Origin of the sequence: Streptococcus australis (assembly GCF_003943615.1) — a bacterium.
GTDB lineage: Bacteria > Bacillota > Bacilli > Lactobacillales > Streptococcaceae > Streptococcus > Streptococcus australis_C.
On the sequence record NZ_RJPZ01000003.1, the window covers coordinates 321,877 to 346,802 of the forward strand.

A 24,926-nucleotide genomic window follows, 5' to 3' on the forward strand; every position below is an offset into this window, starting at 1 on the left:
AACCCTGGAACCTTTGTTTCAGGGTCTTTCAATAGACCATATGAAATTTAAAAACTATTTATCACACCCCATCATATTTTACTTTACAGCTTTTTTACTTCCCTTTACAATCTTATTTTTTGTCTACCTCAGTCAAGGTATTTATTGGGGTAGTGAAACTTCTCCTTTATTAGGCGATGGTTTTCATCAATACGTTATTTTTGACGTTACCTTACGAAATATTTTACACGGAACCGACAGCCTTTTTTACAGCTTTACAAGTGGACTTGGCTTGAATTTTTACGCCCTTTCTAGCTATTATTTGGGCAGTTTTTTATCTCCCTTTGTCTTCTTCTTTGACAGTTTATCCATGGTTGATTCCGTCTATCTCTTTACACTGATAAAAATAGGATTGATAGGGCTGTCAACCTATCATTCCATTAAGGAAATCTATCCTCAACTACAAAAATTCTTGATCCTTTCACTGTCAACTTCATTCGCTTTAATGAGTTTTTCTATCAGCCAGATTGAAATCAAAACCTGGCTCGATGTCTTTATTTTAGCTCCTCTTATTCTGTTGGGTTTACACCGTCTAATGACTCAAAAGAAGCGCGTCCTCTACTTTACAAGCTTGACAATCCTCTTCATCCAGAATTATTATTTTGGTTTTATGATGGCCCTCTTCTTAACTTTATGGTATTGTACGCAACTTTCTTGGGACTTTAAAAAAAGAATATCTTCTTTCTTAGACTTTACAGTTGTGTCAATTTTAGCGGGGATCACTAGCTTGATCATGATTTACCCCACTCTTTTAGATTTACGAACTCATGGGGAAAACTTTACCAAAATTACAAGAACCTTTACAGAAAATAGTTGGTACTTAGACGTCTTTGCAAAAAACTTAATTGGTAGCTTCGACACAACAAAGTATGGGGCTATTCCTATGATCTATGTTGGTCTCTTCCCATTTTTACTTGCCTTTCTATTTTTCTTTGTCAAATCGATTCGGTTTCACGTGAAACTAGCCTATTTGACTTTATTAGTCATTCTTATTGCAAGCTTCTATTTACAAGCTTTAGATTTATTCTGGCAGGGGATGCATGCTCCTAATATGTTTCTTCACCGTTATGCCTGGCTATTTTCATTGACTATTTTGTTTATGGCAGCAGAAGTCCTCAATCGGATAAAAGAAATCAATTGGCATCGACTCAGTCTAGCTTTTAGTCTAGTTAGCATTGGATTTATTCTTACTTTTATCTATCGCAAGCACTATCATTTCTTAACAAGCAGTCATTATGTATTGACACTAGAATTCCTCCTTGTATTTTTTACTGTGACACTCGCCTTTACAGTTCGTAAACTTTCTTATTCCATTTTTTCTGGTGTGATTCTTTTCTTCTGTCTCTTTGAAATCAGTATAAACAGTTATTATCAGATAGATGGGATTGCAAATGAATGGGTATTTGCAGCTCGTTCTTCCTATCAAGGAAAGATTCCAGCAATTGATAAGTTGACATCAAGTTTACAGGATGATCAAAATTTCTACCGTACAGAGATTCTCCAACCTCAAACAGGTAATGACAGTATGAAATACAATTTTAGAGGGATATCCCAATTTTCATCTGTCAGAAATACAGATACCAGTTCGACCTTGGACAAGCTTGGTTTTAAATCAGATGGAACGAACTTAAACTTACGCTATCAAAACAATACTTTACTAATGGATAGTCTGTTCGGGATCAAATACAATATTACAGATAGAAATCCTCAAAAGTTTGCTTTTCATAAATTGGAAACTCAAGGAAGTCAGACACTATATCAAAATGAAAAAGCTCTTTCACTAGCATTTCTAACAGCAAGTCCCTACAAGGATATCCAATTTTCTAATCTAACCTTGGATAACCAAAAGAATTTTCTAAATCAGTTAACAGGCCAATCCTTAACTTTCTATCAGCGATTACAGCCACTGAAAACTAATTCAGACAATCCTTCTCAAGGACCTCAAAAGGCTAAAGTTGAAGCAGACAGTTTTCTAACTTATGCCAGTATCGAATATGAGCTCTACGTTCAAAATGATAGTCAACTTTATGTGAACCTTCCTTCTTTAGAATTTGAGAATGAAGATTATACTGACGTTGAAATCATCACGAATGGCCAAGTCAACCGCTATACAACAGACAATGTATTTCCCTTCTTCTCCATTGGTCACTTTAAAGCAGGAGAAACTGTTAAGATTCGAATTGCCTTCCCTGAAAATTCGACAGTAACCTTCCAAAATCCAGAATTTTTTGCTTTGAACCTTCAAGCCTACCAAGAAGCTTTTGAAGCATTACACCATCAAGAAGTTCATGTACAAACCAAAGGAAATACTGTCACTGCAGATTTTACAGCAGATCATCATACAAGTCTCTTTTTCACGCTTCCGTATGATAAAGGGTGGACAGCGACGATGAATGATCAGCCTGTCCCTATTCGAAGAGCCCAAAAAGGATTCATGGCTGTTGATGTCCCTAAAGGAAAAGGACAGGTTATTCTACAATTTATTCCACATGGGTTGAAAGAAGGAACCATCGCTTTCCTACTTGGGATCCTTTCCTTCGCTGGCTACAATGCTATTCGAAATAGATCTCGATCCTCAAAAAATCAGTAAAGATGCATCATAAAGAGGCTGGGACAAAAGTCCTAGCCTCTCAATTGTCTTTGGATTGTCGAGCAATACGCAGTGGTTGAGTGAGCTCTACTAGGCTGATTTCATCAGCTTTTATAGCCCTACTCAACTGTGCAGAGGTGGGACTACGAAATCGAATTCTAACGAATGACCGATTTCTGTCCCACTCTCTCTTATTTTAAACAAAAAAAGCATCCCTTAGGATGCTAGTTTAGCTCCGCCAGTAGGACTCGAACCTACGACATCATGATTAACAGTCATGCGCTACTACCAACTGAGCTATGGCGGAATGAGATATAGTCCGTACGGGATTCGAACCCGTGTTACCGCCGTGAAAAGGCGGTGTCTTAACCCCTTGACCAACGGACCATGTCATTAACAGAACATATCCCATTATACCATCGATTCAAAAATTGTCAACCCTTTTTCTGTATTTTATTTAATAATTCTTCGACCCTTTTCACCTGTGTACGAGAGACAGGGCAAGATGTCTCCTCTTCTAACATCAAGAGTCTCTTGCGACGATCAAAATTGACAATCATTCTTTGATTGACTAGATAGGACTGATTGGGACTAAAGAAATGATTGTCAACATCTTTTTCAAGTATATCCTTGATAGTCCCTAAAAATTCCTTTTGAAAATTCTTTCCAACAAGTCGCAATTTGTGGGAAACTCCAGTTGTCTCAATGTACAATATATCTCGATATGGAACTCGAATTTCCATATTTTTGAAACTATACTCAAAGAAATCAACGATATTTTTATTTTCAATCACATTTTTCTTTAAGTAGAGAATACACTCTCGAATTTTTTCTTTAAACAAGTTTTCATTCAGTGTTTTCTCAATAAATTCAAGAGCTGATACCTTGTAACGATAGGTAATAGTAGCAAATTCCGATTTCGTCGTGATAAAGGCAATGATCGCAAAAGGATTGACCTCACGAATCATTTGAGCTGCCTTGATACCAGCTTTTTCATCCCCTTTGATATCAATATCAAGGAAGAAAAGCTGATGAAAATCACCATTGGTTAGATACTCCTTCAGTTCAGTTATTTTACTGGTGGAAACAATATTTAATCGTAGGCCTTCCTCCTCAGCGATAGCTTTCACATGTTTCTCTACTCGAACTTGTTGAGAAATTTCGTCCTCTAGCAATACAATATTCATCTATCTTCCTTTCTCTCCAATAACTAAGCTCTGCGTAAATCTTCCATTGATTAATTCTGTCTCTAGAAAAATAGCAGCATATTCTCCAATAAGATCTTTTACAATCGCAAGGCCCATTCCTCTACGATCCCCTTTAGTTGAAAATCCCTTTTCATAGAGTCGATTCCAATTAATCGGCTCATCAGAAATAGAGTTCTTTATAATCAAATGCACTCCATTTGGCATATTAAAAACCGCTATTTGAACTTCTTTTTCTTGACTCATTTTAGCAGCTTCAATTGCATTATTGACTAAAATTCCGACAGTTCGTACGAGATCCAACAATCTCATTGGAACCTTTTCAATAATGTCTTCTGTTTCAAAGGTCAATTTGACACCCATTTCCTCTGCATAGATCCACCCCCTACTTAGGATACTTCTCAAAGCAGAATCTCGAATATTTCCTAGGTCAAATCCTGTATATTCTTCTTTTTGGAGTTGGCCATAGCATTCCTCAAGAACATCTTTTTGAATTCGTTTAATATCCTCAATATTCTCTTCCTCAATCGCCAAATTTAAGGAAGTGATAATATTTCCAAAATCATGACGAAAACCTTTTAATTCTAAATAGAGGCCTTGAATTTTATTCATATACTGTTCCATTTGGCGCTGTTCAAACCTCTTTTGCTTCAACTCCATTTTCTTTTCATACCAATCTCGAACTGTCTTCATCTGAACCATGGTTCCGATAAACATCAAGAAACAAATCGTTGCTACCATACTACCAAAACTATTGAAATGACCAATATCACTTATCCAATGAGAAGCATTCAATACTATGGTTAAAATAAGATAACTAACAATCAATTGCTGGACAAATTTCTTAAAAACCCGCTCTTTAAAATAGAGAAGATTCACTTCGAGAATGGTTAATAACTTCATGATTAAAACAAGTGAGATAATTCGGATAGTCAAAAAATAATAGTCAGAGTATTGGTGAATTATACTATCGCCAAAAACAGAAGAAGTGATTACAGATAAAAATGTATCTGTACTTTCAACTGCTAAATAAATGACGAATGAATATAAAATAGCTATCTGACGTTGAAGATTACAAATAAAATAGTAATAAAGATACAGAAATAGTGGCCATAAACATAACATTAGATAATCGATATTTAAATCAAAGTAATCTAAGAACATTGTAGTCAAAAATACAACAACAATGCCTAATCCTAAAATGAATCTATGACTGTACTTGTTAAGTTTTTGATCAATTTTTAAAAAAGATAAAATAATTGTAAAAATAGTTAAAATTGAGAATAGGGTATTTAGAAANATCAGTTTCCTCCCCTACCAAAAATAAGCCCAATAAGTTCAGAAAAGTTGTTTTTTTTGCGTTTATCCCCTCCACAAATTTGCTGCAGTTCTTTTTCTGTAAGAACTTTAAATGCCTTAGAAACTGTTGATGGATTATTTTTCATAAAAAACTCCTTATAATTTATTTGATTATTAAATTATTAAATTTAATATACATAAATTTTAGTAAAAAATCAAAGACTTTTTTAACATTTCCGCTATTTGGTTCATTTTTACAGCTATTTGGAACGAAAAATCTAGTTCTTACAATTTTTTTATCCCATATGTTTAGAAATAATCTAGTTTCTTTTAAAAACTAGATAACAAAAAAACGTGATTTGTATAAAAATCACGTTCTTTTATTTTGATCCCAGCAGGATTCGAACCTGCGACCGTTCGCTTAGAAGGCGAATGCTCTATCCAGCTGAGCTATGAGACCAGATGTCTTCTTATTCTATCAGAAAATAGGAGGAGCGTCAAGATTCATTTATGGTAAGGACTTCCCTGTTGAATCATAAATGCCCGATAGATTTGTTCTATCAAAACAAGCTTCATCAATTGATGGGGAAGAGTTAACTTTCCAAAACTCATGAGTAAATTCGCTCGTTTTTTTACAGCTAGAGACAAGCCTAGGCTTCCTCCAATCACAAAAGTAATTTCAGAATATCCTCTTACTGTTACCTCTTCTAAGGTTTGACTAAACTTCTCAGATGGAAATTGTTGTCCTTCAATTGCTAAAGCAATCACATAGTCACGATCTCCAACTTTTGCTAAAATGCGATTTCCTTCTTTTTCAAGGATTTGCTGATTTTCTAAGTCACTGGCCCGATCTGGAGTTTTCTCATCCGGCAATTCTATCATTTCTACCTTCGTAAACCGACCCAAGCGTTTAGTATACTCAGCAATACCATCTTTTAAATACTTTTCTTTTAATTTTCCAACTGTTACAATCTTAATTTTCATATTCATATTCTAACACAAATAAACTTATACACAAGTCTTCAATAAACAGGCCTGAATCTATCTTTTGAAAAATGGCTCTATACTCATGTTTTTCACACTTATACACAGTTTTCCACAAGTTGTGGAAAAAATCTCCATTTTAAGTTATAATTAAGAAATAAGTTCTATACTTTTCCATAATTGGAACAAATAGGAGAAAACTATGAAACAATCATCAAATTTTCTAAAAAAATCTTTGCAACTTTTACTTGTTCTTGTCATTGGTTTTACTGGAGGAATCTTAGGAACCTTAACCTCTTTCCAGTTTACCAAAGGGAATTCTGCAAATTCTAGCCAAGAAATAAAATCTACCAAAGTTAATCGTGCTTATAAGAATACAACATCAACTAGTGAAGCTGTTGATAAGGTTAAAAATGCGGTTGTTTCTGTTATTACCTACGCTGAAACCTCTGAAAAAGGCTTCATTAATGGAGAAACAGACTCTGATCCAGAAGTAGCTAGTGAAGGTTCAGGTGTTATCTATAAAAAAGATGGGAAAGATGCTTATGTAGTAACCAATGCTCACGTGTTAATGGGAGCAACACAAGCCGACATTCTTTTTGCAGATGGAAACAAAGTTTCCGGAGAAGTTGTTGGTTCAGATACCTTCTCAGATATTGCGGTTGTCAAAATCAGTTCAGATAATGTTACGACCGTGGCTGAATTTGGGGATTCCTCTAAATTGACTGTCGGCGAGACCGCAATCGCTATCGGTAGTCCTTTAGGGACAAAATTTGCCAATTCCGTTACCCAAGGGATTGTTTCCAGTCTCGGACGTACTGTGAAGCTCAAATCAGAAGACGGTCAAAATGTGTCTACAAAAGCTTTGCAAACAGATGCTGCAATTAACCCAGGGAATTCTGGTGGTCCCCTTATCAATATTCAGGGACAAGTCATCGGAATTACCTCAAGTAAAATCTCTTCAAATGGGCAAACTGCGGTTGAAGGAATGGGATTTGCTATTCCTGTAAATGATGTACAAAATATTATTGAACATTTAGAAAAAGATGGGAAAGTCATCCGTCCAGCACTTGGGATTACCATGATGGACTTGGCTAACCTATCCTCTTCTGATCTTAGCCAATTAGACATTCCAAGCAAACTCAAAGGTGGGGTTCTTGTCCGCTCAGTTGAAAATGATATGCCAGCATCCAAACATTTACGTCGACTAGATATCATTACAAAAATCGATGATACAACCATTGAATCAACTGCGGATTTACAATCTGCCCTCTATTCTCATCAAATTGGTGATAAAATAAAAGTCATTTTCTACAGAGATGGTAAGCAAAAAACAGCAACCATTGAACTAACAAAATCTACAGAAAATCTTGGAAATTAAGTAAATTTACAACAGTGTCAACACACCTTTACGAAATTGTAAAGGTGTGTTATGCTATATACATCATGGAAAAAATTGATATTATTGACGTAAAGCAAATACGAACCAATCCTTTTCAACCTCGTCAAACCTTTGTACAAGAGAAATTAGAAGAACTCGCAACCTCAATCAAAGAAAATGGATTAATCCAACCTATTATTGTTCGAAAATCTCCTATTGTTGGTTATGAACTACTTGCTGGAGAAAGACGCTACCGAGCAGCTCAAATGGCTGGTTTCAAAGAAATCCCTGCGATTATAAGAGATTTATCAGATGATGACATGATCAAACAAGCCATTATCGAAAATTTACAAAGAGAAGATTTGAATCCAATTGAAGAGGCCGAATCCTATCAACATCTTATTGATAAAGGGGCTACCCATGAAGAAATTGCTCAATTTATGGGAAAATCTCGTCCTTACATCAGCAACATGGTCCGTTTACTTCATCTCTCACCAGCTGTCAAAGACGCTATCAAAAACGAAAAAATTTCACAAGGACATGCCCGTATTTTAGTTCCCTTAAAGGAAAATCTACAAATCTATTGGCTGGAACGAATTCTTAAAGAAGGACTAAGCGTTCGTAGTTTGGAAGAAAAGGTTGGTCAAAAAAAGAAAACACCAAGTAAAAAAGAGAAGGAACTCTTTTTAGCACAGGAAGAAAATAGACTAAAAAAGATTCTAGGAACCGAAGTTGAAATCCATCTGACGAAACAAGAAAAAGGAAGTATTCATATTTCATTTAACAATCTTGATGAATACCAACGAATTATTAACAGTCTCAAATGAGGCTGTTATTTTTTATAGAAGAATCAACAGATTTATCCACTTATTTAAAACTCTTCCTTACTTGCTATTCCTACTTTATTCGATCTTATCCCCAACTTGTGGATAACTTCTACACACATTGGGGATAACTATTCACATATTGTGGAAAAACTCTTTTTTATTCCCTCAGAATAAGTTGTGGAAAACTCCCTCCTTTTATGATAAAATAAGAAAAACATAGCAAGTAAAAATGAATAGGAGGGCGATAGGTGTCAAGAGAAGAAACCTTCTGGAATCGTGTGATTGAATTAAGTAAAAAGACATTTAAAAAAGAAATTTTTGACTATTTTGTCCTTACTTCAAGACTCATCAAAGTTGATCAACAAGAAGCTATTATTTATTTAGATGCGGAAGTAAAGAAATTGTTCTGGGAAGAGAATATGACAAAGGTGATTCTGACTGCTGGATTTGAAATTTATGCAGTAGAATTAACCATTTCCTATCAATTCAATCTTGAAGAAGAGGAAGAAGAAAAAGAGTTTGTCCCTCTTTCAGAAACGAATAGAGACTATGCAGTTAGCCATACTCCAATCATCGATTTGCCTCCTATCCAAACAGGGTTAAAAAAGAAATACACCTTTGATAATTTTGTAAGTGGAGACGGAAATCAATGGGCTTTGGCTGCCGCTTTAGCAGTTTCTGAAAACCTAGCTACCACTTATAATCCTTTATTTATCTATGGAGGACCTGGTTTAGGAAAAACGCATTTACTCAACGCGATTGGGAATCAGATTATGGAAAACTACCCAAATGCTCGAGTAAAATACATCCCAGCAGAATCCTTTATCAATGAATTTTTAGAGCGTCTTCGCCTCAATGATATGGATACCTTTAAAAAAACCTATCGAAACTTGGATCTGCTCTTAATTGATGATATTCAATCTCTTGGAGGGAAAAAGGTTACAACTCAAGAAGAGTTCTTTAATACCTTTAATGCTCTTTATGGGGATAACAAGCAGATTGTCCTAACCAGCGATCGTAGTCCTGATCATTTAGATAGCTTAGAAGAACGTCTCGTCACGCGCTTTAAGTGGGGCTTGACTCAAAATATTACACCACCAGATTTTGAAACTCGAATCGCTATTTTGAGAAATAAAATCGAAGACCTGGACTTTACTTTCCCGGATGATACACTCGAATACCTAGCAGGTCAATTTGATTCTAACGTCCGAGACTTAGAAGGTGCTTTGAATGATATATCTCTCGTGGCAAGAGTTAAAAAAATCAAAGATATTACAATTGATGTCGCAGCTGAAGCCATTCGAGCTCGTAAGAATGAAGCTTTACAAATCACTGTAATTCCTATTGAAAAGATTCAAACAGAAGTTGGAAAATTTTACAATGTCAGTGTCAATGAAATGAAAGGCTCTCGACGGGTTCAAAATATTGTCCTAGCTCGACAAGTAGCGATGTACCTCGCCCGCGAAATGACTGATAATAGTCTTCCCCGTATCGGGCGTGAATTTGGAGGAAAAGACCACACAACGGTCATGCATGCTTATGAAAAAATCAAAGGGATGATCGAAATTGATGACAATCTCAGACTCGAGATTCAAACCATCAAGAAAAAATTAAAGTAATATCATGTGGACAATCATAGAAAAACTTGCTTCTTTATCCACATGTTGTAAACAAGTAACCTTTCAATTCCTGTCTGGCTTTAGAAGAGTTTTCCACATGTTCCACACACTCTACTATTACTATTAACTTACTAATACTAAAATAATAAAAGGAGATCTCATGATCAATTTTTCTATTAACAAGGCCTATTTCTTACAAGCTTTAAATACGACAAAAAGAGCCATTAGTTCAAAAAATGCAATTCCTATCTTATCCACTATTAAGATTGATGTATCTTCTGAAGGAATTACTCTCATTGGATCAAATGGACAAATTTCAATTGAATATTTTATTTCTGTTAAAGATGAAAATGCAGGACTTCTAGTAACAACACCAGGAGCTATTCTCTTAGAAGCAACTTTCTTTATCAATGTTGTCTCAAGTCTACCAGATGTCGTTTTAGATGTGAAAGAAATCGAACAAAAACAAATTGTATTAGTTAGTGGGAAATCAGAAATTACCCTTAAAGGGAAAGATGCAGAACAATATCCTCGTATTCAAGAAATTTCAGCTAGTAACCCGCTAACGCTTCCAATTCAAACTTTGAAGAAAATCATTTCTGAGACAGCTTTTGCAGCAAGTACCCAAGAAAGTCGTCCGATTTTGACAGGAGTCCATTTTGTTCTTTCTGATCACAAGGAATTAAAAACGGTGGCAACGGACTCTCATCGCATGAGTCAAAAAAATATTACTCTTGAAAAAAACGGGGATAACTTTGATGTTGTGATTCCAAGCCGTTCTTTACGCGAATTAACGTCTGTCTTTTCAGATGAAATTGAACAGGTTGAAGTCTTCTTTGCCAATAATCAGATTTTATTTAGAAGTGACAATATCAGTTTCTACACTCGCTTGTTGGAAGGAAACTATCCAGATACGGATCGCTTGATTCCAACAGAATTTAGTTCGGAAGTAACATTTAAAGTTGCTCATCTTCGCCAAGCAATGGAACGGGCCCGTCTTTTGTCTAATGCTACTCAAAATGGTACTGTAAAATTAGAAATCGCTAGTGGGGTCGTTTCTGCTCACGTAAATTCTCCTGAGGTAGGGCGCGTGAATGAAGAAATTGATACAGAAGCAGTTTCGGGAGATGATTTGAACATCAGCTTTAATCCAACTTATTTGATTGACGCTTTGAAAGCTATTGAAAGTGAAAAAGTCGTCATTCGCTTCATCTCTGCAGTTCGTCCCTTTACATTGGTACCAGCAGAGGAATCTGAACGCTTCATTCAATTAATTACACCAGTTCGGACCAATTAAGGGCCAAAAGCTAGCATCAAAAAGGCTAGCTTTTCGTCTTATATGTTGATGAAAGGAAAATCCATGTATCAGGTCGGTGATTTTGTAGAAATGAAAAAACCCCATGCTTGTACCATCAAAGCAACAGGGAAAAAAGCCAATCGTTGGGAAATTAAGCGAGTAGGGGCAGATATCAAAATTCGTTGTAGCAATTGTGATCATATGGTCATGATGAGCCGTCACGATTTTGATCAAAAAATGAAAAAAGTATTGTAAAAGAGAGTGGGACAGAAATCGGTCATTCGTTAGAATTCGATTTCGTCGTCCCACCTCCGCACAGTTGAGTAAGGCTGTAAAAGCTGATGAAATCAGCGTAGTAGAGCCCACTCAACCACTGCGTCTTACTCGACAATCCAAAGACAATTGAGAGGCTGGGACTTTTGTCCCAGCCTCTTTTGTATTATTATTTTAATTCTTCAAATTTTCCATCTTTTACTTCTTTAAAACCATTAGATTTAAAGGTTTTAAGTGTTGTCTTGTAGCCGATGTAATCAACATTTTGATTTTCTTGTGCAGCAATTAACTGATTTTTTTGTAATTCTTTTAAATCTGCCTTGGTATAATCAATCTTTGTTTTTTCAACAAGATAGTCATCCTTATATTCTGCAGAGTGTGAGAATCCTTTTACATCTTTGAATTTCTTATCATATTCATCAATAACTTCTTTTAATCGTTCTTTTGGCAAGCCTGCTCCTTCGTAGTAGATAATACTTGTAGAATCTGTACTTAAAATTTTATCACCTTGATATTCAACAACTACACGAATGTCTGTTTTCTTATCTTGGTTAATTAATTGAAGGTAACCTTTTTTTGTACTTTGTCCACAAGCTCCCAGAAGAAAGAGAGTAAAGACTGCTAAAAGAGGCAGAAGGATAGATTTAATTGATAGTTTTTTCATGACAAAAACTCCTTTATTATTGTTGGTTTGATTATACCATATTTTTACTTTAGGAAACGTTACAGTTTAGTAATAATTCAGAATCCATTTTTCATCCCTTTGTTCTTTGAATTATGATATAATAGATAGGATTGAAATGGGAACGGAGAAGAAGAAAAATGGCTTTAACAGCAGGTATCGTTGGCTTGCCAAACGTTGGTAAATCAACTCTATTTAACGCAATTACAAAAGCAGGAGCAGAGGCTGCAAACTATCCCTTTGCAACTATTGATCCAAACGTTGGAATGGTAGAAGTTCCAGATGAACGTCTCCAAAAATTGACGGAAATGATCACTCCTAAAAAGACAGTTCCAACAACCTTTGAATTTACAGATATTGCGGGGATTGTAAAAGGTGCATCAAAAGGAGAGGGACTTGGAAATAAATTCTTGGCCAACATCCGTGAAGTTGATGCCATTGTTCACGTAGTTCGTGCCTTTGATGATGAAAATGTCATGCGGGAGCAAGGACGTGAAGATGCCTTTGTCGATCCATTAGCAGATATTGATACCATTAACCTAGAGTTGATTCTTGCTGACTTAGAATCGGTGAATAAACGCTATGCGCGTGTGGAAAAGATGGCACGTACGCAAAAAGATAAGGAATCCGTTGCAGAATTTAATGTTCTACAAAAGATTAAGCCTGTCCTTGAAGATGGGAAATCAGCTCGTACTATTGAATTTACAGATGAAGAGCAAAAAGTAGTCAAAGGACTCTTCCTCTTAACTACTAAACCAGTTCTTTATGTAGCAAATGTGGATGAGGATGTCGTTGGAGACCCAGATTCAATCGATTATGTGAAGCAAATTCGTGAATTTGCAGCAACAGAAAATGCAGAGGTAGTGGTGATTTCTGCGCGTGCTGAAGAAGAAATTTCTGAGTTAGACGATGAAGATAAAAAAGAGTTTCTTGAAGCCATTGGGTTGACAGAATCAGGTGTGGATAAGTTGACGCGTGCAGCTTACCATTTACTTGGACTGGGTACTTACTTTACAGCTGGTGAAAAAGAAGTTCGTGCTTGGACCTTCAAACGTGGGATGAAAGCTCCTCAAGCTGCTGGTATCATCCACTCTGACTTCGAAAAAGGCTTTATTCGTGCAGTTACCATGTCTTATGATGATTTGGTAAAATACGGATCTGAAAAGGCTGTAAAAGAAGCTGGACGCTTGCGTGAAGAAGGAAAAGAATATATCGTTCAAGATGGCGATATCATGGAATTTCGCTTCAATGTGTAAAGAAAACAAGTAAATAACCAAAAGGTTGGAAACAAATTCCAGCCCTTTTGGCTTTTGAAAGGGAAAGTAAATGACAAAATTAATCGTCGGATTAGGAAATCCGGGAGATAAATATGTGGAAACCAAACACAATGTAGGGTTTATGCTAGTGGACCAGCTTGCGAAGTCTCTCAATCTCACCTTCTCACATGATAAGATTTTTCAAGCAGATGTAACTTCCACTTTTATAGATGGAGAAAAGGTCTTTTTGGTCAAACCAACCACTTTTATGAATGAGAGTGGCAAGGCCGTACACGCGCTTTTGACCTATTATGGCTTAGATGTGGAAGATTTGGTCGTGATTTATGACGACTTGGATATGGAAGTTGGCAAGATTCGCCTTCGTGCTAAAGGATCAGCTGGAGGCCACAACGGAATCAAGTCGATCATCAACCATATTGGAACTCAAAATTTTTATCGAATCAAGATTGGAATCGGAAGACCTAAGCATGGTATGTCAGTGGTCCACCATGTCTTAGGAAAATTCGATCAGGATGATTATGCCACCATCCTCCTTGCTATCGACAAATCAGAAGAAGCCCTTCGTTTTTATTTGAAAGATGGTCAATTTGAAAAAGCAATGCAACGATACAATGGATAAATACAAGACACTGGTTGATTTATTTCAACAAAACAAAGATATCAGAAAATGGCAACAGGACCAGCAAAAAAGAAGTCGCTCTCTTTTACTAGGTCTGTCTTCATCCACTAAAGCCATTACGATGGCAACAGCTGTTGAAGATGGTCACAAGGTCTTGGTATTGACCTCTTCTCAAAATGAAGCAGAACGGCTTGCCAGTGATTTACTGGGATTATTAGGTGAAGAAAAGGTCTATCTTTTCCTCGGAGATGACAATCCCTTGGCAGAGTTTGTCTTTGCTTCCCAAGAACGGGTCTTTTCTCGTTTGGAAGCTCTGGACTTTCTCCTAGCTCCAGAAAAAGAAGGAATCGTTATTGCCAATGTAAGTGGTAGCCGTTTGCTCTTACCTAATCCAAAGACTGTCAGCTCTATGATTCAATCTTTCTCTGTTGGGGAAGAGCGAAATCTGACAGAATTGAAAGTTACCCTACTGGCCATGGGCTATCAAAAGGTTTCACAGGTAAGCCAACAGGGAGAGTTTAGTCTTCGAGGGGATATTTTAGATCTTTTTGAAGCCAGTCAAGATCTCCCTTATCGCCTGGAATTTTTTGGAGATGAGATAGATGGCATTCGAACTTTCTCTCCAGAAACTCAACGTTCACTAGAAAATCTAGATGCGATAACAGTTCATCCAGTTAGTGATATGTTACTAACTAAAGATGATTTTTTAAGAGGACAGAAGAACCTAGAAAATCTGATTCAAAAAAGCCCTAATCCAGAGTTCAAATCCTATTTGACTGAGATTCTCACAGAGGCGCATCACCAGCGACTCCATGCAGATAGTCGAAAATTTCTCTCTCTTTTTTATCAGCAAACCTATACTCTCTTTGATTACCTGCCCAAGCATGCTCCTGTTTTTTTGGATGATTACCATAAAATCATGGATCAGGAAACGCGGTTTGATGTAGAAGTTGCTAACCTTTTGACGGAGGATTTACAAAAGAGTCGTTCTTTTTCTGAAGCCCAGTATTTTGCGGACAATAGCGCGCACTTACGCACTTATAAACCAGCTTCTTATTTTTCAAATTTCCAAAAAGGCTTGGGAAATCTGCGATTCGATGCCCTCTATTCTTTTAACCAATACCCCATGCAGGAATTCTTCAGTCAATTTACTCTCTTAAAAGATGAAATTGACCGTTTCCGTAAACAAGATTACACAGTTATTCTTCAGGTGACGAGTAAACAAGGCTTCCAGCAGTTACAAGAGCACTTGAGAGACTATGGGATTGACCTAGATTATCTTGCGCCCGATCAGCTTCATCCAGGACAGAGCCAGTTGATCATCGGTGGTTTGGCTCGTGGATTCCACTTTGTGGATGAGAAGATTGTCCTCATTACAGAGACAGAAATCTTTCAGAAAAAGGTTAAAAGAAAGATTCGTCGGCAAACTATTTCCAATGCTGAGCGGTTGAAAAACTACAATGAGTTGGAAAAGGGAGACTACGTCGTTCACCAGGTTCATGGAATTGGTCAGTATTTAGGACTAGAAACCATTGAAATTTCTGGCGTTCACAGAGACTATGTCTCCATCCAATATCAAAATGGGGACCGGATTTCCATTCCTGTGGATCAAATCCAGATGCTGTCCAAATATGTTGCGAGTGATGGCAAGCCTCCTAAAATCAACAAACTGAACGATGGTCGCTTTCAAAAGGCCAAACAAAAGGTCCGTCAAGAAGTAGAGGATATCGCAGATGATCTGATTCAACTCTATGCAGAGCGCAGTCAATTACAAGGATTTGCTTTTACTCCAGACGATGAGAACCAAGAAGCTTTTGATCAGGCTTTTCCATATGTTGAAACAGATGATCAGATTCGCTCTATCCAAGAAATTAAGAAGGATATGGAGTCTTCAAGTCCTATGGATCGCCTCTTGGTCGGTGACGTGGGCTTTGGGAAGACAGAAGTAGCCATGCGAGCAGCCTTTAAAGCTGTCAAAGACCACAAACAAGTGGCTGTATTAGTTCCGACAACGGTCCTAGCTCAACAGCACTATGCCAATTTTAAAGAACGCTTCGAGGCCTTTCCAGTAGAAGTCGATGTCTTGAGTCGTTTCCGGAGTCGTGCTGAGCAAAAAGAAACTTTGGAAAAACTTAAAAAAGGCCAGGTCGATATTTTGATTGGAACCCACCGTCTCTTGTCTAAAGATGTGGAATTTGCTGATTTAGGTCTTATCGTGATTGATGAGGAGCAACGGTTCGGTGTCAAACACAAGGAAACCCTCAAAGAATTAAAGAAAAAGGTCGATGTCTTAACCTTGACGGCAACGCCCATTCCTCGTACCCTCCATATGTCTATGTTGGGGATTCGGGATTTGTCCGTTATTGAAACCCCGCCGACCAATCGTTATCCTGTTCAAACTTATGTCTTAGAAACCAATCCAACCATTATACAAGATGCCATTCGTCGGGAGATGGATCGGAGAGGCCAGGTCTATTATCTCTACAATAAGGTGGACACCATTGAGCAAAAGGTTTCAGAATTACAAGAATTAGTTCCAGAAGCCTCTATTGGTTTTGTCCATGGACAGATGAGTGAAGTGCGGTTAGAAAATACCTTGATGGACTTCATTGAAGGTGAGTATGATATTTTAGTCACAACAACCATTATTGAAACAGGAGTAGATATTCCTAATGCCAATACCCTCTTTATTGAAAATGCCGACCATATGGGCTTGTCTACCCTTTACCAATTGAGAGGCCGGGTCGGACGAAGCAATCGCATTGCCTATGCCTACTTGATGTATCGGCCGGACAAAACCTTGACAGAAGTTTCTGAAAAGCGCCTAGAAGCCATCAAAGGTTTCACTGAGTTGGGATCTGGTTTTAAGATTGCTATGCGAGACTTGTCTATTCGAGGTGCGGGAAATATTTTAGGAGCTTCTCAGTCTGGTTTTATTGATTCTGTCGGATTTGAAATGTATTCACAGTTACTCGAAGATGCTATTGAGAAGAAACAAGGAAAAGAGAAAAAACGTCAAAAAGGAAATGCGGAGCTCAATCTCCAAATTGATGCCTACATTCCAAGTGACTATATTTCCGATGAACGTCAAAAAATTGAAATTTACAAACGCATTCGAGAAATTCAAATTCAAGAAGATTATGAGCTTTTGCAAGACGAATTGATTGATCGATTCGGAGAATACCCAGATGTGGTAGCCTATCTCCTAGAAATAGGCTTTATCAAATCTTATCTGGATCAGGTCTTTGTTAAAGTAGTCGATCGAAAAGACCAGCAACTAACGGTGAAATTTGAGCCAATTACTAAGCAACTTTTCTTGACTCAAGATTATTTTGCTGCCCTATCAGCAACTAATTTAAAAGCTCGTATTGCAGAAAACCAAGGATTGATTGAATTAATCTTTGATGTGCGAAATAAGAAAGACTTCGAAATTTTAGAAGGCTTGCGACAATTTGGGGAGAAATTACTAGCCATCAAGCAGGAAAAATTGGAAAATCAAGACTAGAAAGAAAGATTTTACTGGGCTCTTTCTAAAAAAATGGTACAATAATACATTAGAGGTGATACGATGAGATTAGATAAATATTTAAAAGTTTCCCGCATTATCAAAAGACGCCCTGTAGCTAAAGAAGTAGCCGATAAGGGGCGCATCAAAGTTAACGGGGTCCTAGCGAAAAGTTCAACCGACTTGAAGGTAAATGACGAAATTGAAGTTCGCTTTGGAAATAAGCTATTGACAGTAAAAGTATTGGAAATGTTAGATAGCACCAAAAAAGAAGATGCGTCTAAAATGTATGAAATCATTCGTGAAACAAGGATAGAAGAAGATGCCTAAAAATATTGTACAAATGAATAATCGGTATATCCAAGACGAACACCAACGTCAGAAATACCAGAATGAGGAGCGAAAAAAACAGAACCGATTTATGGGTTGGGTTCTCATTTTAATTATTTTATTGTTCATCCTTCCAACCTATAATCTGGCTCAGAGTTACCAGACGCTTCAAAAACGCAAACAACAATACGTTCAATTGCAAGAACAATATCAGCAAACCCTTGAGGAAAAAGAATATCAAAAGGATATCGTAGAGAAATTGAAGGATGACGAATACGCTGCAAAATATGCACGCGCAAAATATTCCTTCTCTAAAGATGGTGAATATATTTATACGATACCTAACTTATTACCGAAATAATGGAAAATATTGTAAAAACAGTTCAACAATTTCTAGAATATTCTGATACAAAATTAGAAGAGTTAGCTAAAAAGAATCAAGCCTTAAAATTGCAGGAAGAAAATCAGGAAAGGAGCAAGGATGAATAAGTTAGTTTATTGGATGGTTTTTCCTACTTTCTTAGCCATCCAACCCTTATCTGATTCCTCCCAGCCCCAAGTTCCTTTAACTTCTGATTCCTCTTACACTAGCCAACTAGGGACTCAAGACCATTTCTTTGTCTCCATCCCGTCCAATCCAAATGTTTATCAGCCAATCGTGACCTATTCAGATCCAGAATTGAGTCAAAAAGCTGGGGAAATCAAGCCTGATACTCCCTTTACGGTTGATCAATTATTTGTAAATGACCAAGGAAAATCTGTTTTTAAATTATCGAATAAACAGTATGTAGTAGCTGATCAAGATCAAATTTACGAAGATTCGATTTTGGAATTAACAGATGAAAAAAAGACCATGTGGCTGACAGGATCCTTCACCGTATATGATCAACCCTTGGTAAATGGCGCAAAAAGTAAAAAAACAAGTCTGGCTCCTTATAGCAAGGTTGAAATCACTAAGAGTGCCAAAACTTTAAAAGGGACCTACCTAGAAATTTCTGGCCAGGGTTGGATTTCAAAAGATGAACTTTCTGCTACAGATAATCGGATGGAAAAAGTTCAAGATATTCTGAATCAGAAGTACAACAAAGATGGAATTGCAGTCTACGTGAAGCAAGTGGATACTGGAAAGACTGCCGGGATACATGAAGATCAGGAAATGTATTCTGCTAGTATAGCCAAGCTCTTATATTTGTACTATACTCAAAAAGAGTTGAATGAGAATCAAGTCGATTTGCAGACACCTTTAAAGTATACAAAAGAAGTCAATGATTATCCTGGATCTTATGAGCCGGAAGGTAGTGGAAGTATTTCAAAAACACCAGATGATAAAGATTATACCGTCGCTGATTTGATTAATCGGGTGGCTAAAGAATCTGATAATGTTGCTCATAATATTTTAGGCTATTATGTGACGCATCAATCAGATAAAGAATTTCAAAAGGTGACCAATAAGATTGCAGGAAAAACATGGAATGTAGAAAATAGAATGGCATCTGCAAAAATGGCAGGGAATGTCATGGAAGCTATCTACCAACAAAATGGTGGAATCATTGATGCTTTGTCGGATACTCGCTTTGATGATCAACGAATTTCAAAAAATATCCCCGTCAAGGTCGCTCACAAGATTGGAGATGCATATGATTTCCGTCATGATGTCGCCATTGTTTATACAGATTCACCGTTTATTTTGGCTATTTTTACGGATCACTCTGATTACGAGACTATCTCAGAAATTGCAAAAGATATTTATGAGGTCTTACAGTAATGAAAGAAAAATTTCTTCAGTTCTGTCAAAAGGAGGGGCTTTTTGAATCTCATCAAAAAGTCCTTTTGGCTTTATCAGGAGGAGTGGACTCCATGACCTTACTGGATTGGCTCTACCATTATCAGCATCAATTGGGAATCGACCTCGTTCTTGCCCATGTCAATCATCACCAACGTATTGAAGCTGACAAGGAGGAAAGAGGAATTCGGGAATTAGCTGAAGTAAAACATCTACCACTGAAGGTTGCCCATTTCTCTGGTCCTTTTTCTGAAAGCCGAGCTAGACAATTCCGCTATGACTTTTTTGAAAAAGTGATGAAAGAAGAAGCTTGTAGCGCTCTCGTTACCGCACATCATATGGATGATCAGGCAGAGACCATTTTGATGCGTTTGATTCGTGGAAGTCGTCCGCGGCATTTAAAAGGAATTCCTTTAAAACAACCATTTGGGCAGGGTGTGTTAATTCGCCCGCTCTTATATTTCAAAAAAGGGGATTTTCCAGAAATTTTTCATTACGAGGATAAAAGCAATCAGTCTTTAGACTATTTCCGTAATCGTGTTCGTCATCGTTATCTTCCACTGTTAGAAGAAGAAAACCCTCAAGTGACGAGTGCTTTGGTCAACTTAGGAGAAGATCTCAGTCATTGGCACCAGGCCTTAAAAGAATTGACCAAAGATTTGAGTCCACAAGATGTGACACAGTTTCAAAAACAATCACCAGCTGTTCAAATTTATTTGCTAGAAGAGTATATAGCTAGCTTTCCAGATTTGCAATTGAGTCGGGCGCAATTTGAACAACTGCATAGAATAGTAGTGAATAAATCCAATACGCAACAAGTTCTAAAGAATGGTTATGAAATTTATAAAGATTACCACTATTTTGAAATTCGGAAAATCAGTCGTAGGACGGATGACCGACTGTCAGAAGATTTGTTACAATTTGGGACCATAAAGGCAGTAGGGGCTTATCGCTTTTTATTTGGAGTGGAACCGAGCGATTCATATATAGAGGCTATCCCACTTCCAAACAACCATCCAGTTTCTATTCGATCCCGAAAAAGGGGAGATCGTATTCTAATGAACGGTCACCATAGAAAAGTTAGCAGATTATTGATTAACCAAAAAATTCCCTTAGATCAACGAAATAACCTGGTAGTTTTAGAACAAGATAAGCAAATACTAGCTATTCCTGAAATTGCGATCAGTGATTTGAGTAAGGAATTAAAAAATGATATAATGAGGGATACAATTTATATCCAAAAAATAGATAGNTAGAAAAGATGTTAGAGAACGATATCAAAAAGATACTCATTTCCCACGATGAAATCGTGACTGCAGCCCGTGAACTTGGTCAAAAACTGACAGAAGATTACCAAGGAAAAAATCCAATTTTAGTAGGGATTTTAAAAGGATCCGTCCCGTTTATGGCAGAATTGATTAAGCATATTGATACGCATATTGAGTTGGATTTTATGTTGGTTTCTAGCTATCATGGTGGGACTTCAAGTTCAGGTGTGATTAATATTATCAAAGATCTGGATCAAGACATTAAGGGAAGAGATATTCTCTTTGTTGAAGATATCATTGATACAGGTAAAACTCTCAAGAGTTTGAAAGAATTATTTGAAGGACGTCAACCGGCATCTGTCAAAATTGCTACCTTATTGGATAAACCTGAAGGACGCTTGGTTGAAATTGAAGCAGATTACACTTGTTTCACTATTCCAAATGAATTTGTCGTAGGTTATGGTTTAGACTATGATGAGAACTATCGAAACCTTCCTTATATTGGAGTTTTGAAAGAAGAAGTGTATTCAAAATAGAGGAAACTATATGAAAAATAACAAAAACAATGGTTTTGTTCGAAATCCTTTTCTATATTTATTGATTATAGTGGCTGCTGTTACAGGTTTTCAGTATTTCTTTGCTGGAAACAGTATCGGACAAAGTCAGCAAATCAATTATACAGAATTGGTAAAAGAACTTAAATCAGACAATGTCAAGGAAATTAGTTACCAGCCAAACGGTAGTGTCATTGAAATTTCCGGTACCTATAACAAAGCAAAAACTAGTAAGGATGATTCAGGGATTCAGTTTTTTACTCCAAGCCCAAGCAAGGTGACTCGCTTTACTAGTGTGATCTTACCGTCCGATTTGACGGTTCAAGAATTACAAAACTTAGCATCCGAACATAAGGCTGATATCACCATTAAACGGGAAAGCTCAAGTGGAATGTGGATTACCATTCTGACTTCAATCGTTCCCTTTGTGATTGTCATGTTCTTCTTCTTCTCCATGATGAACCAAGGCGGTGGCGGTGGCGCCCGCGGTGCTATGAACTTTGGTCGTAATAAAGCGCGTGCTACCAATAAGGAAGATATCAAAGTTCGTTTTTCAGATGTTGCTGGGGCTGAAGAAGAAAAACAAGAACTTGTTGAAGTGGTTGAATTCTTAAAAGATCCAAAACGCTTTACAAAATTGGGTGCCCGTATCCCAGCAGGAGTCCTTCTTGAAGGCCCTCCAGGGACTGGTAAGACCCTTCTAGCAAAAGCAGTAGCAGGTGAAGCCGGAGTACCTTTCTTTAGTATTTCAGGTTCTGACTTTGTTGAAATGTTTGTCGGTGTTGGTGCAAGCCGGGTTCGTTCTCTATTTGAAGATGCTAAAAAAGCAGCACCAGCCATTATCTTTATTGATGAGATTGATGCTGTGGGACGTCAACGGGGAGTTGGCCTTGGCGGAGGAAATGATGAACGCGAACAAACCCTCAACCAGCTCTTGATTGAGATGGATGGTTTTGAAGGAAACGAAGGTATCATCGTGATTGCAGCCACTAACCGTTCAGATGTTCTAGATCCAGCTCTTCTTCGTCCAGGCCGTTTTGACCGGAAGGTTTTGGTTGGGCGTCCAGACGTGAAAGGACGAGAAGCTATCTTGCGTGTCCATGCTAAAAACAAACCATTGGCCAAAGATGTTGACTTGAAACTAGTTGCCCAACAAACACCAGGATTTGTTGGAGCAGATCTTGAAAACGTCTTAAACGAAGCAGCTCTAGTAGCGGCTCGTCGCAATAAGAAGGTCATTGACGCATCTGATATTGATGAAGCAGAAGATCGTGTAATTGCTGGTCCTTCTAAGAAAGACCGGACAGTTTCTCAAAAAGAACGTGAATTGGTTGCTTACCATGAGGCAGGTCATACCATTGTCGGTTTAGTCTTATCTAATGCACGTGTTGTCCACAAAGTAACCATCGTCCCACGTGGACGAGCTGGCGGTTACATGATTGCTCTTCCTAAAGAAGACCAAATGCTTCTTTCTAAAGAAGATATGAAAGAGCAATTGGCTGGATTGATGGGAGGACGTGTTGCGGAGGAAATCATCTTCAATGTTCAAACCACAGGAGCTTCCAATGACTTTGAACAAGCGACCCAAATGGCGCGTGCTATGGTAACGGAATATGGAATGAGTGAAAAGCTTGGTCCAGTTCAATACGAAGGCAACCATGCCATGTTTGGAGCTCAAACGACTCAAAAATTCATTTCAGAGCAAACAGCTTATGAAATTGATGAAGAAGTAAGAAGTCTCCTAACTGAAGCTCGCAATAAAGCAGCCGAAATCATCCAAAATAATCGTGAGACTCATAAATTAATCGCAGAAGCCTTGTTGAAATACGAAACCTTGGACAGTGTTCAAATTAAGTCATTGTATGAAACAGGAAAAATGCCAGAAGATACTGATTTAGAATTAGAAAAAGAATCTAAACCATTATCTTATGAAGAAATTAAATCTAAAATGGAAGAAAAATAGCAGATAACCTTTTAGTCTTCCAAATTTTATAAAAGGAGCCGAAATTTTCGGTTCCTTTTTTTAAAAAAAGTATTGACAGATGAAAATGAACTGATATAATAGATTACGTTGTAAAAATGGTCCGTTGGTCAAGGGGTTAAGACACCGCCTTTTCACGGCGGTAACACGGGTTCGAATCCCGTACGGACTATCGCAAAAAGTTGTTACATTAGTAGCAACTTTTTTTTGTATGCTAAAAACACTATNCTGCCATTCTCACCAAAATAATGACCGATTAGAGCTAAAAAAGATTCAAAATAGAAAATAAGCACAAATAAATCCTAACCTCCTTTAAAATAAAGACAAGTTAGAAAGGAGGTCCAATGAACTTTAAAAAATCATATGAAAAAGTAAAATGGATAGTATGGAAATGTGAAAAGGAATTTTATATTCATCTTTGGGATCATGCAGATTGGGAACAAGAAGGTAGACTGGTTCTATATGAGTTACAGATAAGTAACCCTGAAGTAGAAGAAAATGAAGAAATCCTATTAACCTACTTCAAAACAAAGTTTCGAAATCACATAAAGGATAAAGTTAGAAAACAAGAGAGTGATAAAAGGAAGTTAAATAAGGTACCCTATACAGAAATCGGAGAGATTAGCCATCGACTTCGATCAAAAGAACTTTTTTTGGATGAATTAGTCCTATTAAGAGAAGCCTTAAAAGAGTTCCGAAAAAATCTAACCGATCAAGAAAAAGAAGATTACGACAAATTACTAATGAACCAGAGATTCTCAGGAAGAGCAAAGATGCGTAGAAGGCTCCAAGAATATTTGAAGGATTTCAAGCATCATCATTTATGAGAGTGGGACAGAAATCGGTAATTCGTTAGAATTCGATTTCGTGGTCCCACCTCCGCACAGTTGAGTAGGGCTGTAAAAGCTGATGAAATCAGCGTAGTAGAGCCCACTCAACCACTGCGTCTTACTCGACAATCCAAAGACAATTGAGAGGCTAGGACTTTTGTCCCAGCCTCATAAAAATAAAAATTTAAAAAAATAGAAAAAAGATATTGACAAGAATAATTGGTCGTGATATACTAATATAGTTGTCGCGCGAGAGCGACAAAGACCTTTGAAAACTGAACAAGACGAACCAATGTGCAGGGCACTATAACGGAAGTTATAGTAACTGAACAATAAAAAAACAATAAATCTGTCAGTGACAGAATGAGTTTAAGACAAACAATTATTTTAATGAGAGTTTGATCCTGGCTCAGGATGAACGCTGGCGGCGTGCCTAATACATGCAAGTAGAACGCTGAAGGAAGGAGCTTGCTCTTTCCGGATGAGTTGCGAACGGGTGAGTAACGCGTAGGTAACCTGCCTGGTAGCGGGGGATAACTATTGGAAACGATAGCTAATACCGCATAACAGTAGATATTGCATG

At 37.3% G+C, this 24,926-nt stretch carries 22 protein-coding genes, 4 tRNA genes and 1 rRNA gene; 19 read left to right on the plus strand and 8 right to left on the minus strand.

Translation table 11 applies throughout. The features are described from left to right. Positions 1-40 precede the first annotated feature (40 nt). Positions 41-2,629: a YfhO family protein gene (locus tag D8785_RS05190; RefSeq protein ID WP_125374709.1), complete on the plus strand. Its 2,589-nt coding sequence runs from the start codon at positions 41-43 to the stop codon at positions 2,627-2,629. A 233-nt stretch (positions 2,630-2,862) separates the two neighbouring features. On the opposite strand, the gene D8785_RS05195 is transcribed toward D8785_RS05190, so the two are convergent. The 7 genes from D8785_RS05195 to rlmH form a co-directional block, all read right to left on the minus strand. Beyond that, positions 2,863-2,936, minus strand: a tRNA-Asn gene (locus D8785_RS05195). An 8-nt stretch (positions 2,937-2,944) separates the two neighbouring features. Beyond that, positions 2,945-3,016: transfer RNA gene (locus D8785_RS05200), tRNA-Glu, on the minus strand. Positions 3,017-3,063: 47 nt separating this feature from the next. Beyond that, entirely contained in the window at positions 3,064-3,816 is a 753-nt protein-coding gene (locus D8785_RS05205) for a response regulator transcription factor (RefSeq protein WP_125374710.1), read from the minus strand. Then, a complete protein-coding gene (locus tag D8785_RS05210; RefSeq protein WP_260469871.1) occupies positions 3,817-4,737 on the minus strand; it encodes a sensor histidine kinase in 921 nt (306 codons plus the stop codon). A gap of 398 nt (positions 4,738-5,135) precedes the next feature. Next, entirely contained in the window at positions 5,136-5,279 is a 144-nt protein-coding gene (locus D8785_RS05215; RefSeq protein ID WP_117744856.1) for a bacteriocin, read from the minus strand. A gap of 240 nt (positions 5,280-5,519) precedes the next feature. Then, a tRNA-Arg gene (locus tag D8785_RS05220) sits at positions 5,520-5,593 on the minus strand. A gap of 44 nt (positions 5,594-5,637) precedes the next feature. Next, entirely contained in the window at positions 5,638-6,117 is a 480-nt protein-coding gene (gene rlmH / locus D8785_RS05225; protein ID WP_120701438.1) for a 23S rRNA (pseudouridine(1915)-N(3))-methyltransferase RlmH, read from the minus strand. Between the two features lie 202 nt (positions 6,118-6,319). On the opposite strand from rlmH, the gene htrA reads away from it, so the two are divergent. The 5 genes from htrA (at position 6,320) to D8785_RS05250 (ending at position 11,496) form a co-directional block, all read left to right on the plus strand. Beyond that, a complete protein-coding gene (htrA, locus tag D8785_RS05230) occupies positions 6,320-7,498 on the plus strand; it encodes a serine protease HtrA (protein WP_125374711.1) in 1,179 nt (392 codons plus the stop codon). A gap of 65 nt (positions 7,499-7,563) precedes the next feature. Further along, entirely contained in the window at positions 7,564-8,325 is a 762-nt protein-coding gene (locus tag D8785_RS05235; protein ID WP_125374712.1) for a ParB/RepB/Spo0J family partition protein, read from the plus strand. 278 nt (positions 8,326-8,603) lie between these two features. Further along, positions 8,604-9,944: a chromosomal replication initiator protein DnaA gene (gene dnaA / locus D8785_RS05240; protein WP_398575133.1), complete on the plus strand. Its 1,341-nt coding sequence runs from the start codon at positions 8,604-8,606 to the stop codon at positions 9,942-9,944. 160 nt (positions 9,945-10,104) lie between these two features. Continuing rightward, positions 10,105-11,241, plus strand: a complete 1,137-nt coding sequence (dnaN, locus tag D8785_RS05245; protein WP_125374714.1) for a DNA polymerase III subunit beta — start codon at positions 10,105-10,107, stop codon at positions 11,239-11,241. A gap of 63 nt (positions 11,242-11,304) precedes the next feature. Next, positions 11,305-11,496: a DUF951 domain-containing protein gene (locus tag D8785_RS05250; protein WP_125374715.1), complete on the plus strand. Its 192-nt coding sequence runs from the start codon at positions 11,305-11,307 to the stop codon at positions 11,494-11,496. Positions 11,497-11,683: 187 nt separating this feature from the next. Here D8785_RS05250 and D8785_RS05260 read toward each other — a convergent pair whose 3' ends face one another. Then, the gene (locus D8785_RS05260) at positions 11,684-12,178 is read right to left on the minus strand and encodes a DUF1307 domain-containing protein (RefSeq protein WP_125374716.1); all 495 of its coding nucleotides are present in this window, start codon (positions 12,176-12,178) and stop codon (positions 11,684-11,686) included. Between the two features lie 158 nt (positions 12,179-12,336). Here D8785_RS05260 and ychF point away from each other — a divergent pair, with 158 nt between their 5' ends. From ychF to D8785_RS05330, 13 genes are all read left to right on the plus strand, one after another. After that, positions 12,337-13,452 (plus strand): redox-regulated ATPase YchF, encoded by a 1,116-nt coding sequence (ychF, locus tag D8785_RS05265; protein ID WP_125374717.1) that lies wholly within the window; start codon positions 12,337-12,339, stop codon positions 13,450-13,452. A gap of 70 nt (positions 13,453-13,522) precedes the next feature. Next, positions 13,523-14,092: an aminoacyl-tRNA hydrolase gene (gene pth / locus D8785_RS05270; RefSeq protein ID WP_125374718.1), complete on the plus strand. Its 570-nt coding sequence runs from the start codon at positions 13,523-13,525 to the stop codon at positions 14,090-14,092. Further along, a complete protein-coding gene (mfd, locus tag D8785_RS05275) occupies positions 14,085-17,597 on the plus strand; it encodes a transcription-repair coupling factor (protein ID WP_125374730.1) in 3,513 nt (1,170 codons plus the stop codon). Before pth ends, mfd begins: the two co-directional genes overlap by 8 nt. Positions 17,598-17,660: 63 nt before the next feature. Then, positions 17,661-17,927, plus strand: a complete 267-nt coding sequence (locus D8785_RS05280; RefSeq protein WP_023027435.1) for an RNA-binding S4 domain-containing protein — start codon at positions 17,661-17,663, stop codon at positions 17,925-17,927. After that, positions 17,920-18,288, plus strand: coding sequence for a septum formation initiator family protein (locus D8785_RS05285; RefSeq protein WP_023024832.1), 369 nt, complete (start codon positions 17,920-17,922; stop codon positions 18,286-18,288). The genes D8785_RS05280 and D8785_RS05285 overlap by 8 nt, the downstream gene beginning before the upstream one ends. Continuing rightward, positions 18,288-18,416, plus strand: a complete 129-nt coding sequence (locus D8785_RS09870) for an SP_0009 family protein (protein WP_006595319.1) — start codon at positions 18,288-18,290, stop codon at positions 18,414-18,416. The genes D8785_RS05285 and D8785_RS09870 overlap by 1 nt, the downstream gene beginning before the upstream one ends. Next, positions 18,409-19,692 carry a serine hydrolase gene (locus tag D8785_RS05290; protein ID WP_125374719.1) on the plus strand — a complete coding sequence of 428 codons (1,284 nt, stop codon included), beginning with the start codon at positions 18,409-18,411 and terminating at the stop codon, positions 19,690-19,692. Before D8785_RS09870 ends, D8785_RS05290 begins: the two co-directional genes overlap by 8 nt. Then, on the plus strand, positions 19,692-20,966 hold the full coding sequence (gene tilS, locus D8785_RS05295) for a tRNA lysidine(34) synthetase TilS (RefSeq protein ID WP_125374720.1): 1,275 nt from the start codon (positions 19,692-19,694) through the stop codon (positions 20,964-20,966). The genes D8785_RS05290 and tilS overlap by 1 nt, the downstream gene beginning before the upstream one ends. Before the next feature lie 5 nt (positions 20,967-20,971). Next, positions 20,972-21,514: a hypoxanthine phosphoribosyltransferase gene (gene hpt, locus D8785_RS05300; RefSeq protein WP_125374721.1), complete on the plus strand. Its 543-nt coding sequence runs from the start codon at positions 20,972-20,974 to the stop codon at positions 21,512-21,514. A gap of 10 nt (positions 21,515-21,524) precedes the next feature. Then, on the plus strand, positions 21,525-23,495 hold the full coding sequence (gene ftsH, locus D8785_RS05305; RefSeq protein WP_125374722.1) for an ATP-dependent zinc metalloprotease FtsH: 1,971 nt from the start codon (positions 21,525-21,527) through the stop codon (positions 23,493-23,495). A 118-nt stretch (positions 23,496-23,613) separates the two neighbouring features. After that, positions 23,614-23,685: transfer RNA gene (locus D8785_RS05310), tRNA-Glu, on the plus strand. Between the two features lie 172 nt (positions 23,686-23,857). Continuing rightward, positions 23,858-24,340 carry a sigma-70 family RNA polymerase sigma factor gene (locus D8785_RS05315; protein WP_125374723.1) on the plus strand — a complete coding sequence of 161 codons (483 nt, stop codon included), beginning with the start codon at positions 23,858-23,860 and terminating at the stop codon, positions 24,338-24,340. A 389-nt stretch (positions 24,341-24,729) separates the two neighbouring features. Then, positions 24,730-24,926, plus strand: a 16S ribosomal RNA gene (locus D8785_RS05330); the annotation flags it as partial.